The sequence below is a fragment of the Mycoplasmoides pirum ATCC 25960 genome (assembly GCF_000685905.1).
GTDB classification, from domain to species: domain Bacteria; phylum Bacillota_I; class Bacilli_A; order Mycoplasmatales; family Mycoplasmoidaceae; genus Mycoplasmoides; species Mycoplasmoides pirum.
Map to the genome: position 1 here is coordinate 50,560 of NZ_JMKZ01000001.1, position 12,794 is coordinate 63,353.

A 12,794-nucleotide genomic window follows, 5' to 3' on the forward strand; every position below is an offset into this window, starting at 1 on the left:
ATGGCTTCAAAAAAAATTGTTATCGCTTTAGGTGGTAATGCTTTAGGAAACACTCCTGAAGAACAATTCAAATTAGTTCAATTACCAGCTAAAAAAATTGCTGAATTAGCAAAACTTAAATATCAAGTTATTGTAGGACATGGTAATGGTCCACAAGTTGGTATGATTTACAATGCATTTGCAGATGCAAATAATTTCAACAAAAAAAATCCAAACGTCCCTTTCCCAGAAGCTGGTGGAATGAGTCAAGGTTATATTGGTTATCACTTGACTACTGCTTTAACTAATGCTTATTTGGATGCTAAAGTTAAAAGTGAAATTGTTTATTTCTTAACAGAAACAATTGTTGATGCAAATGATCCTGCATTTAAAAAACCTACTAAACCAGTTGGTCCTTTTTATAAAACTTTGGCAGAAGCTAAAGCACAAAATCCAGGAAGCACAATTGTAGAAGATGCTGGTCGTGGATACCGTAAAGTAGTTGCTAGTCCAACACCTGTTAATTTTTTAGGTATTAACACAATTAAAAAAGCAATAGCTGGTGGAGCAACTGTTGTTGTTGGTGGTGGCGGCGGAATTCCAATCATTAACAAAAATAAGAAATTTACTGGCGTTGATGGTGTTATTGATAAAGATTTTGCATTAGCTAAAATTGCTGATTTAGTTGATGCTGACATATTTATTGTATTGACTGCTGTTAAATATGTTGCAATTAACTTCAATAAACCAAATCAAAAATCTTTAAAAAATGTAACAGTTAAAGAATTACAAAAACATTTAAAAGACAACCAATTTGCTGCAGGTAGTATGAAACCAAAAGTTGAAGCTGCAATCAAATTTGTAGGTAAAAGCAAAAAACGTGTTGCCTACATTGGTGATTTAAATGATTTATCTAAAATTATTGCTGGTAAATCAGGAACTAAGGTTACTGCTTAATTAAATAAATAAGTTTATAACTTTATAAAACAAAAAAACCATAGCATTTGAAGTGTTATGGTTTTTTTGTTTTTACTAAATATATAGTTAGTTTATAAGTAATTAAATATTAATTAGTGGTAGGGCTAACTTGTTGCGGTTGTGGTGTTGGAATCTGTCCATAAGTAGTTGTTTCTGCATATTTTTTATCACAAATAGAACAAACAGCTTTTTGAGCTAAACAAATATATATTATTCCTCCAACTATTGTAAGAAATAATATTAAAAGTACAGCAGCAGCAATTTGCCCTCCTGAAAATTTACCATAAGTTTGAGCATGACAATATCCACAATACTTCATAAATTTACACCTCTAGCATCGAAACTCACCATAGTTTATAGATTACAGCACTAAAAATAAAAATTCAAATTTTGTACAAAATTAACTACTACAATATAAATTATTTAATATATAATCTTGTCGTCTTTAAAGTTGACGAATAATAATGTAAGGAAAATATATTATGGCAAGACGGGATGAATTAACTAATAAAGGTCCACTTGGTGGCAATAGTCGTTCTCACGCTTTAAATATTACTAAACGTCGTTGACATTTAAATTTACAAAATGTAAAAGTTAAAACTGAAGATGGCAAAGTTGCTAAAGTTAAAGTTAGCGCTCGCACAATTAGAACTTTAAGAAAACAAAATCGTTTAGCTTAATATTTATTAAGAATCACAAAAACACAGTATACTTTTTGGTGCTGTGTTTTTTTTTTTTTTTGATTAAAATTATTATTTTAGGAATTAAATATGAAATCAAACTCTTTATTAATATTTGGCGCACAATTTGGCGATGAAGGTAAAGGAAAATTTACAGAGATTTTAGCTAATGATTATGACTATATTGTTAGATATCAAGGTGGGGATAATGCTGGACATAGTATTCAAATAAAAAATAAAAAATATGCATTAAGATTAATTCCTTCAGGAATTTTTTATTCAAATAAAATATCAGTTATTGGAAATGGTGTTGTCATCAATTTAGAAACATTAATAAATGAATTAGATTATCTTAAAAAGAATAAAGTAAAAATAGGCAAATTATATATTTCAGATCGTGCTCATATTATTACTGATTATCATATCCTAATGGATGAAGTAAATGAAAAAATGAAAGGTAATAATTTAATAGGTACAACCAAACGGGGTATTGGTCCTTGTTATGCTGATAAAATAAATCGAGTTGGAATTAGAACATGTGATTTATTTGATTTAAAAACTCTAGAAAAGAAGATTAAAAATGCTTTATTAGATAAAAATATTTTTTTAAAACATTTTAAATATAAATCGTTTAGTGCAAAAGATTTAGCTAATAAATATTTTAAATTAGGGCAAAAAATAAAATTGTTTGTAACTGATACAAAAAATTTATTAAATAACGCAATTAAAAATAATAAAAAAATCTTATTTGAAGGTGCACAAGGCGGAATGTTAGATTTAGATTTTGGAACTTATCCATTCGTAACATCAAGCAATCCTTTGTCATGTGTTTATTCAGGATCGGGTTTAGGTTTAAATAAAGTTAATTCTATTTTAGGAATAGTTAAAGCATACTTATCAAGAGTTGGTTCTGGACCAATGCCTACAGAAATAAATGATTCTATTGCTGAAGAAATTCGTAAAAATGGCAATGAATATGGAACTGTAACTAAAAGACCTAGAAGAATAGGTTGAATTGATTTAGTTGCATTAAAACATACATTAGAAATATCAGGATGCAAAGAAATAGCGATTACACTTTTGGATGTCTTAGATTTTCAAAAGAAAATTAAAGTTTGTATAGGTTATAAACTGAATAATAAAAAAATTGATTATGTGCCTGCAAATGAATCAGATTATGAAAAGTGCATACCTATTTATAAAACATTTAATGGATGAAATAAATCTATAAATAAATTAACTAAATATGAACAATTACCTAAAGAATGTTCAACTTATATAAATTTTTTAAAAAAATATTTAAAAGTAAAAATTCGTTTTGTTTCTGTAGGTCCTGATAAAACTCAAACAATTGTTGTCGGTGATAAATAATGATTAGTCGATACGCAATAAAAGAAATAGATTTATTATGTAGCGATACAGAAAAATTAAAACGTTGAGCACAGGTTGAATTAGCAATTATTTATGGGTTGCACAAACATAAAATTATTACTAAAAAAGAATTTCATGAATTAACTTCAAATTTAAAATGAAATCTTGAATTAACTAAAAAACATGAAGAAGAAGTTAAGCATGATGTTTTTGCTTTCATAATGACGCTAAATGAATTAACAAAAACTAAAGCAAATAAGTGAATTCATTATGGAGTAACATCAACCGATATTGTTGATACAGCTAATGGGTTGTTATATCAAGAAATTAATAAGTTAATTTTAAAAGATTTAGTTGTTTTAATAAATTTAATAAAAAAATTAGCAATTAAACATGAAAATACAATCATGTTAGCTAGAACCCATGGGCAAAGTGCTGAACCAACAACATTAGGTTTAAAGTTTATTAATTGATTTGATCAATTAAATCGCAATAAAGAAAATTTTATTAATGCAACTAAATTAGTTGAAGTAGGAAAAATTAGTGGCGCTGTTGGCACACACGCTCATTTACCCAATTTAAAATTTGAAAAAGATGTTTGCAAATATTTAAATTTAAATGCTGCTTCAACTTCAACACAAGTTTTATCTCGAGATCGTCATGCACAATATTTTAATTCTTTAATATTGTTAATTAGTTCTATATCTAGTTTTGCTCATGAAATAAGATTATTAGCACTAGATGATGTTAATGAACTTAGTGAAGGATTTGAAAAAAATCAAAAAGGTTCGTCTGCAATGCCACAAAAAAGAAACCCTATTAGTTGTGAAAATATTTGTGGTCTAGCAAGAGTTATACAAGGTTATTCAACAACAGTATACGAAAATATTACTTTATGACATGAAAGAGATATTTCTCATTCTTCAACGGAAAGAATTTTAAATCAAGATTTCATAAGTTTAGTTTTATACATTATTAGAAGATTTATTAAAATTCTTGATAATCTAATTGTGAATAAAGATCAGATGATAATTAATTTAAATAAAAGCACACCTAAAATTTATTCTCAAACAATAATGCTTTATCTAATTAAAAAGCATAATTTACCTAGATTAGAAGCTTATGAAATTATTAAAAAATTATCTAGTGAATCTTTAAATTTAAATGAATTAATAGAGAGAATCAATGAAAAAATTTCAAAACCTATAAATCTAAATGATATTAAAATTTATTTAAGACCTACTTATCACACAAGATACTTAAAAGATATTATTAAATCAACAATTAATTTTTGGAATAAATAAAACAATATGACAAAAAACAAAATAGATCCAGCAATTGAAAAAATTTTATTTACTTATGAAGAAATTCTAGCAGGGATTAAAAAATGTGCAAATTGGATTAATAGAAAAATTAAACTTGATGAAGAATACATTATGATTAATGTTTTGAAAGGTTCATTACCATTTGGTGGTCATTTATTACCTTTAATAAAAGGTGATATTAAATTAGATTTTTTTAGTGTTAGTTCATATCAAACTGGCACTAATCAAACAATTCCTAGAATTATATTAGATACAACAAATAATGTTGAAAACAAAAATGTAATTATTGTTGAAGATATTATTGATAGTGGAACAACCTTGAAGTTTTTAATTGAAATACTAAAACAAAGAAAAGCGAAATCTATAATTCTGATTAGTTTATTTCATAAAAAACAAAACGCGTTACATAAATTTGATATAGATATGATGTCTCCATTAACATTACCTAATGAATGGGTTGTAGGTTTTGGGTTAGATTGCAACAATAAATGACGTAATTTACCTTATTTAGGTATATTAAAAAAAGAATATAGAACTAAATAAATATAAAAATTAATAATTAAATAAATTCTTTAGAAAAAATATTTTTATTCGTTATTTTCATCTTGTTGTTGAGTTAATTCTGCTCTGTATGTTAATTCAGCATTATTAATATGTTTAGGAACACTACAAACAAACACTATTGAAAAAACGAATCCTAATAAAAAAAGTGTAAATATTCCATTTATAATTTTTAAAAAAGATAATTTTGGATCTTCATAAGGATTTGGAAAAACAAAAATTTTAATAGCGGTAATTAAGGAAAATAAATAATATATGATAGAACATATTACAATTCCTAATAAAATCCATTGAATTATTGCTATAAAATTGTTATTAATGTTATGAATATTGGTACTATTGTTTTTTTCATAATTGGAAAAAAGAAAATATAAACATATAGCTAGAGCAACCATAATCACAATAAACAAAAGAAAATTAAAAACTGATAATTTATTTATACTACGTTTAAATTTTGACATTTGAATTATCTGATATTCTGTATTTAAAAATTTCATATAATGAATCTACTTTTTTTACTTTTTTACGATAAAACATTACATGCACAAGTATAAAAAAAAAAAAAAAAACTCAACCCTAATGGATTGAGCAATCTCGACTTTAAGTCTTGTCTTGACTTATTATCATTGTTATGTAGTCTAGTTACTTATATTGAAAGTAACTATTAATATTTTAACATAATATTAAAAATACAATTTAAATTTTATTTAAAATGAGATTTGCAAGATTGACAAATATGTTTAAAATTTTCCTGTTTTAAATTTTTGTTTTGATTTGAATAATTATGATTTACTTCGGGTTCAATTTTTTTATTTTCGTTTTTTTCTATTTCTTTAGAAAATTTAGCTGCTAGACATAAAAAAATTATAGCTGTTAAAAAAGAAAAAATTACAGCTGTTAAAATACCTCATGTAATTTTATAAACATTCAAATCAGAATTATTTGTTGAATTTGGATAAGTTATTATTTTTGCTCCTGTTATCAAATTAAACATAACAAAAATAAATAAAAAAACCATCCCTACAATATACATGTTTCTATCGTAATAATAACTAGGGGTAGATAAAGAAATTTCAACAAGAGTCAATCCTATAATAAAAGAAATCATACTTAATAACAAAAATAACAATATTAAATTTTTACTTTTAATAATTTTGTTCTTTTCTTGCAAATCATTATTTGGTTTTTCAACTTGAGTATTTGCAAAAATAAAATCATTTTGATTAATATCATTAGGTATTAATATTCTTTGGTCTATTTGAGTTACATTTCTAATATATTTATTTGTTAACAATAAAAATATAATTGCAGGTAAAAATGGAACAACAACACTTAATATGCCTCATAAAGTTTTATATGTGCTTAACTCTAAATCATTCATTGGGTTTGGAAAGGTTAAAATTTTTATTGCTTTTGTTAAATTAAAAATAAAAAAAATAACAATAAAAATTATTCCTGAAATATTCATTCCAGAATTATTAACATTTAATCCTACAACTAAAAGTGTTATTCCAACAATAAAAAAAATAAAACCTACCAACAAAAGTAATATTATTAAATTTTTAACTTTAATCATTTTATTTTTCTAACGATTTTTACCAAATACACAAAAACAATTATAAAAATTAAAAAATACAAATTAATAAAATTATTATTTTGAAATTCATTTTAAATAAACAATATATATAATCAAAATAAGATTTTCAAAAATATATTCAAAAAATTAATTAAATTGGGAGTAACAAATTAATTTTTATGTCCAAATTATTTAAATACCAATACACAGCAAAAGGCAATCAACCAACACCTATGATTGCAATGTATATTGAACCTAATTTAGATGTTTATAATGAACCAGATTATACAACTAGTTATGGCGAATGAAACGATACAAATAATTGTGTATGAACAATAGGTGCTTACTTAATTTATGATGAAAATCAAGTTATAGCATACAAGTTCACAGAATTTTCAAATTTAACTTGATTGCTAAGATATATAAATAAGAAATTAATAATATTTGTAGATGAAAAAACAAAAAAAATAATTGACAAATATAATTTAGACGAATTTGTGTTAATAGAATAAACGAATATAAATTATGAATTATGCTATCATCTTGGCTGCAGGCAACAGTAAAAGATTAAAATTAGAAAAACCAAAACAATTTACTAAGATTTTGAATGATTCCACTATTTTAGAATTAGCTATAAAAAATTTTTTTATTCCACAAATAGATTTTATTTTAATTGTTGCCAATAAAAAATATTTAAAAGAAACTAAGAATATAATTAAAAAATTGAACAAAAACAATATTGAAATTTGTTTAGGTGGTTCAACACGAAATATATCTTTAAAAAATGGAATAAAATGATTAAAAAATAACAAAAATTTAAATGATAATGATGTAATTATTACCCATGATTCAGCAAGAATTTTTTTGAACAAAAAAATTATTTTAAACAATATATCATTAACAAAAAAACATGGAGCCTGTACAACAGTTGTGAACTGCAAAGATACAATATCTCAAATTGATAAAAAAGAAATAACTAAAGTTTTAAATCGAAAAAATTGTTTGATCCAACAAACTCCTCAATGTTTTAATTGAAAAAATGCCCAAAAAGCTTTCTTAAATTCAGACAATAAATTATTAAATAAATATACAGATGCTTGTGGTTTATTGAAACACTATAAAATAAAAATATATACAACAAAAGGTGATTATCAAAATTTTAAAATTACTGATTACAATGATTTACTTTTTGCTAAATATTTGTTGTCGTAAAAAAACAAAATTATTCAAAATTAAACTTTAATATAAATGTAATGTTTTTAAAATAACTAAAAATTAACTTTTTTTAAAAAACCATTAATTTGATTGCTATTAGAAAAATCTAACCCGTTGCTAGAATATTTATATTTTATAAAAACAATACCGTTGTTATCATCAGATGACATGTTTAAAATATTGAAATTAATTGTTTTATCAGATAAAAATCTAGTTTCTAATTTGTTTTTAATATCAATTTCACATTCTGAAGCTAATTTATTTTTATAACTTTCTTCATATGTACTTTGAATTATTAAATTAATTTTTGATTCAGTATCTATTTGAATATTTTTTGAATGAACATGTAAAACAATTGGAACACTTATAGCAGCAATAGAAATTATTCCTATGCTAATACCAAAAAATACATTTTTTTTAAATTTTCTATTTGAAAACATTTTTTTAAACATATATTAAAATCCATTAAACATTCATGCCATCAGGCATGCGATCAGGCAAATCATTTTTGTTAGCAGTATATGTATATATTTGAGATCCACTCAATAAAGGGACTCTAAAAACTAAATCTTTATCAAAAACTGTGTGAACTAATTTTTTATTAGAATCATAAACTTCTCAAGTAATATGACCGCCACCTAATGAAATTGGTAAAACCATTGTGAATCTTACAGAATTTTCAACTTTAGGAAATCTCAAATCACTACTTCAAAATTTATCAAATGAGTTTGGTTGTGCAACTTTAAAAAAATCGTATGATAAAATTGATCAAATAAAATTATCAAATTGTCCAGCATAAGTCTTATCAACTGTTAACTTAATTTTAACAATATCATTTGGTTTATATTGGTAAGCCTTTGTTTGATTAATTTCTATAGTAGCATCACTATAACAATATTGTTTTCTATAATCAGTTATTTTTCCTTGAATTTCAACTGTATATTTATTATTTTGACTAGGCAATGAATAGCAATATATATCACCTAAAATATCTGAATAATTTTGTTGTAGTATGTGTCTTGCATTTCTTTCTACTTCTTCTTTTCAAGCACTTTCTTTTTCAACAATTACTTTAGAAGACTTTTGTGCCAATGAAAGATCAGATGGATTATAAAGAACTTCGTCTAAGTTTAAAAATGGTCATTCTCATTCATTTTTTAGTGTTTTTAAACCATTATAACTTCGGGGAATCAACAAAGGATTTTGCAAAATTTCTGCATTGTTAACTGGTAGAAAATCATCATTGTTTATTGAAATAAAATCTCAAAGCAAACTATAACAAATTAAAGATAGTTTTTTATTAGAATTTGTTTCAAAAGGTTCTTCTATGTTATTTTTACCAAATATAACTCTTCTAATATCCAATTGTAATTTGGGCAATGATTGAGTTTTAACATCTTTGTTATTTAATCTAATAATTTTATTACTTATAAACGAATCGAATTTAACATCATCTCAACCCTTACTATTAGGGCCGCCATAAATACATTCTATTTCAACATAGACTTCATCATCTACATCAAAACTTTTTTCTTGAAAATCATAATCTGCAATTTTATTAACTCAATCTTTAATTTCTGTTTTTTTTGATATTGTCCCAGCAACTCTTAATGTTAATCTATATCCTTCACTATAAGAATTAACTTTATTAAAACAACTAAAAACAGGATTAACTATATTATTTTGAAAATTTTCCTTTAAAAATAAATAACCTTGGTAAAAAAGTTCTTGCAAATAAAAATTAATAGGTGAAGAATTAAAATCATGCAAATTTTTATTAGGATTAGATAAATAATTATTAATTACTTTCTTATCTGCAATTTCTCCTTTAGAATTTAATTTCATAACTGTTGGTAAATCATAAGTAATTGAATATCTAGTCTTATAAGGATTATCAAAATTAACAAAATTATTTAATGATCTATATGAATCAGGAATAGCAGGAGTTTTCAAATTTGAGTCAAATTTAATGCTTGATTCTGGAAATACTGGTTTATTTGAAGGAATTTGATCAACTGGTGGTGTATTTGGCACATTTAAGTTTTCTTTTAAAAATCCTGTAAATTCTTTTTGGCCTTTTATTTGAAAACCATTTGAATTTAATTCATAGTTAATTGTTATTGAACCTTGTTCTGGATTTATTGAACTAGTTAATGTTGATTGAAATCCTTCTTTATTAAAAGCTTGTTTTAAATCTATTTCAAGTTTATTTACACATTCAGAAGGTTTTTTAGTTTTAGCTTGTTCATTACTTAAAATTTGATTTTCAAAATAGGTTAAAATTGATTTTATTTTTTCATCATTATTGACTTCTTTTGCATTAGAACAAGAAGTCATTAATATAGATGCACCAATAAAAGAAAAAGTAAATAAACTTAAAAACAATTTAATAAATTTAAATGATTTTTTGTGTATTTTATTCATACAAAATCTCTACCTAACATAAACTAGTGATGGTAAATAATTTTAATATTATGAATTTGAAATATAAACAAAATCTATTAATTATTTAATATAAAAATTATTAATTTTTATTTTCTTCTGCATTTTCAGTAGATTCTACACTTAAATCATTAATCATTTGTTCTGCTTGCATTTTTTCAAAAAATTCTTTTTTTGCTGCTTGTTGACGTTTAATCATTTCTAATTGTTCTAAAGCTTCAGCTCTTTGTTGAAGAGCAATAGAATCTTCATTATTATCAATTTGAGTTGTATTAGTTGCTAATTGGCAAATTTTAGTAATAACATTTTTTGCTATATCTGCTAACATACGTTTAAATAAAATATCTGCTTCTTTGACATAAATATTCAATGGACTAGTTTGTTCCAAAGAACGTAAACTTACACCTTCTCGCAATTTTAAAACACGATCTAAATGTTCAATTCATAATTCATCAATGGATTGAATAATAATATCTCTAAAAATTTTATTAGCAATACCCGGCGTAATAATTTCAATTTTTTTAGCAATCATATCTGATATTAATGCATTAACTTTTTCATTAGTGTTTAAGATTGTTAAATTTTCAAAATCAGATGGTGTAGTCATACCAACACCCAATAATTCATTGTTTAATATTTCAGATAAATAAATATGATTAATTAAATTTTGATTTTTAGCATCTCGATATTTATCAATTAATGAAGCAACTAATTGTTGTTGCATTCTTAAAATAATTCCAGATAAATCTGAAGCTAATAACACTTTGTCACGTTGTTTATAAATTAACTCACGTTGACTTGATAAAACATGATCATAATCAATTAAATTTTTTCTAACATCAAAGTTAATAGATTCAACTTTTTTCTGAGTTCTATCTAGTGTTCTTGAAAAAAATCTTGCGTCAAAAGAATCATCACCCAATTTAAGAATAGCTTTATCAATTTTATCTTGTGCGAAACGTTTAAATAAACTATCAGCAAAACTAATAAAAAAGCGACTTTCTCCTGGATCACCTTGACGGCCGGCACGCCCACGTAATTGATTATCAATTCTTCTAGATTCATGTCTTTCTGTTCCTATCACATAAAGACCACCTAATTCAACAACGCCTTCACCTAATTTTATATCTGTTCCACGGCCAGCCATATTAGTAGAAATAGTTACAGCATTCTTTTGACCAGCATTACTAATAATTTCTGCTTCGCGAGCATGATTCTTAGCATTTAAAACTTCATGTGGCACATTTGCTTCATTTAAAAGATTATGCAAAAGTTCTGAATCTTCAACACTTGCTGTACCAACTAAAATAGGTTGACCTTTTTTATGGTGTTCAATAATGTCTTTAACAACAACTTGTCATTTAATTTTTTGGTTACCAAAAACATGATCAGGATGATCATCACGAATAACAGGTTTGTTTGTAGGTACTGGTACTACAACCATGTTATAAATTTTTAAAAATTCTTCTGCTTCTGTTAATGCTGTACCTGAAACAGCTGCAAGTTTTTTATACAAACGGAAAAATGATTGATATGTAATTGTGGCTACAACAACATTTTCAGGTTCAATAGGTACACGTTCTTTTGCTTGTACTGCTTGATGCAAACCACTGTTATAACTTCTGCCTTCCAAAATTCGGCCTGTAAAATGATCGACAATTAAAATTTTGTTATCTCTAACAATATACTCTTTACCATTTTCAAAAATTTTGTTTGCAACTAATGCATTATTAATTTTGTGAAATAAATCAGAATTTTCAACATTGAATAAATTTTCAACTTTAAAATAAGCTTCTGCTTTTTGCATTCCACTTTCAGTTAATGAAGGTGAACGAGATTCTTCATCAATTTTATAATCACTTTCATTTAATGAAGATACAAATTTATCAGCAGCAAAATATAACGTAAAATCTTTTTTTGGTTGTCCTGAAATAATTAATGGTGTTCTAGCTTCATCAATTAAAACCGAATCACCTTCATCAACAATAGCATAATGCAAACTACGAATTTTTTTATCTTCGTAATTAGCAACCATGTTGTCTCTTAAATAATCAAAACCTAGTTCGGAATTAGTTGTATAAGTAATATCGCAAGCAAATGCTTCTTTTTTCTTTATAGGAGCAAGATTTGAAATATTGCAACCAACTGTTAAATCAAGTCGAGCAAAAATTTTACTAGCTAAATCTGCATCACGTTGAGCTAAATATTCATTGACAGTTACAATGTGAACGCCCTTTTTTTCTAAAGCATTGACATAAGCTGCTAAAAATAAGGTTAAGGTTTTACCTTCACCTGTCATCATTTCAGCAAAATCACCTTGATAAACAATATAGGCACCAATCAATTGAACTAAATAAGCAAATTGATTGTTTTCTCGATATACTGCTTCGCGAATTGTCGCTAAAGCAGGTACTAAAATGTCATCTAGCGTTTTACCAGATTCTAATTCTTTTATAAAAAAACTTGTTTTTTGTTTCAATTCTGCATCAGTTAATGAACGATATTCATTTTTTAATTCATCAACTTCATATGCAATTTTTTCTCCTCGACGTAAAATTCTGTTTTTTGGAGAAATTAATCTAAAAAATTTATTTAACATTAGTGCCTTATTTTAAAAATTTGTAAAAATTGTTTTAATAAAGATGACTTAAATTTAAGTTTAAAATA

At 24.9% G+C, this 12,794-nt stretch carries 13 protein-coding genes; 7 read left to right on the forward strand and 6 right to left on the reverse strand.

Annotated elements, in window-relative coordinates:
• Positions 1-936 (forward strand): carbamate kinase, encoded by a 936-nt coding sequence (gene arcC / locus T397_RS0100210; RefSeq protein WP_036449048.1) that lies wholly within the window; start codon positions 1-3, stop codon positions 934-936.
• 109 nt (positions 937-1,045) lie between these two features.
• On the opposite strand, the gene T397_RS0100215 is transcribed toward arcC, so the two are convergent.
• Positions 1,046-1,276 (reverse strand): hypothetical protein, encoded by a 231-nt coding sequence (locus T397_RS0100215; protein WP_027123711.1) that lies wholly within the window; start codon positions 1,274-1,276, stop codon positions 1,046-1,048.
• A 163-nt stretch (positions 1,277-1,439) separates the two neighbouring features.
• Here T397_RS0100215 and rpmB point away from each other — a divergent pair, with 163 nt between their 5' ends.
• From rpmB to T397_RS0100235, 4 genes are all read left to right on the forward strand, one after another.
• A complete protein-coding gene (gene rpmB, locus T397_RS0100220) occupies positions 1,440-1,637 on the forward strand; it encodes a 50S ribosomal protein L28 (RefSeq protein WP_027123712.1) in 198 nt (65 codons plus the stop codon).
• Between the two features lie 90 nt (positions 1,638-1,727).
• Positions 1,728-3,008 carry an adenylosuccinate synthase gene (locus tag T397_RS0100225; RefSeq protein ID WP_027123713.1) on the forward strand — a complete coding sequence of 427 codons (1,281 nt, stop codon included), beginning with the start codon at positions 1,728-1,730 and terminating at the stop codon, positions 3,006-3,008.
• On the forward strand, positions 3,008-4,312 hold the full coding sequence (gene purB, locus T397_RS0100230; protein WP_027123714.1) for an adenylosuccinate lyase: 1,305 nt from the start codon (positions 3,008-3,010) through the stop codon (positions 4,310-4,312). The genes T397_RS0100225 and purB overlap by 1 nt, the downstream gene beginning before the upstream one ends.
• 6 nt (positions 4,313-4,318) lie before the next feature.
• Positions 4,319-4,876, forward strand: a complete 558-nt coding sequence (locus T397_RS0100235; protein WP_027123715.1) for a phosphoribosyltransferase — start codon at positions 4,319-4,321, stop codon at positions 4,874-4,876.
• 44 nt (positions 4,877-4,920) lie between these two features.
• Here T397_RS0100235 and T397_RS0100240 read toward each other — a convergent pair whose 3' ends face one another.
• Positions 4,921-5,391: a hypothetical protein gene (locus T397_RS0100240; protein ID WP_027123716.1), complete on the reverse strand. Its 471-nt coding sequence runs from the start codon at positions 5,389-5,391 to the stop codon at positions 4,921-4,923.
• 206 nt (positions 5,392-5,597) lie between these two features.
• The gene (locus T397_RS0100245) at positions 5,598-6,470 is read right to left on the reverse strand and encodes a hypothetical protein (RefSeq protein WP_027123717.1); all 873 of its coding nucleotides are present in this window, start codon (positions 6,468-6,470) and stop codon (positions 5,598-5,600) included.
• Positions 6,471-6,649: 179 nt separating this feature from the next.
• Between T397_RS0100245 and T397_RS0100250 the strand changes: the two genes are divergently transcribed.
• A complete protein-coding gene (locus tag T397_RS0100250) occupies positions 6,650-6,982 on the forward strand; it encodes a hypothetical protein (RefSeq protein WP_027123718.1) in 333 nt (110 codons plus the stop codon).
• Between the two features lie 13 nt (positions 6,983-6,995).
• Positions 6,996-7,682 carry an IspD/TarI family cytidylyltransferase gene (locus T397_RS0100255; RefSeq protein WP_027123719.1) on the forward strand — a complete coding sequence of 229 codons (687 nt, stop codon included), beginning with the start codon at positions 6,996-6,998 and terminating at the stop codon, positions 7,680-7,682.
• 56 nt (positions 7,683-7,738) lie between these two features.
• Here the strand turns inward: T397_RS0100255 and T397_RS0100260 are convergent, their stop codons facing one another.
• From T397_RS0100260 to secA, 3 genes are all read right to left on the reverse strand, one after another.
• Positions 7,739-8,137, reverse strand: a complete 399-nt coding sequence (locus tag T397_RS0100260; RefSeq protein ID WP_027123720.1) for a hypothetical protein — start codon at positions 8,135-8,137, stop codon at positions 7,739-7,741.
• A gap of 13 nt (positions 8,138-8,150) precedes the next feature.
• Positions 8,151-10,109, reverse strand: a complete 1,959-nt coding sequence (locus T397_RS0100265; RefSeq protein ID WP_027123721.1) for a hypothetical protein — start codon at positions 10,107-10,109, stop codon at positions 8,151-8,153.
• A gap of 100 nt (positions 10,110-10,209) precedes the next feature.
• On the reverse strand, positions 10,210-12,726 hold the full coding sequence (gene secA, locus T397_RS0100270; protein ID WP_027123722.1) for a preprotein translocase subunit SecA: 2,517 nt from the start codon (positions 12,724-12,726) through the stop codon (positions 10,210-10,212).
• Between the last annotated feature and the right edge of the window lie 68 nt (positions 12,727-12,794).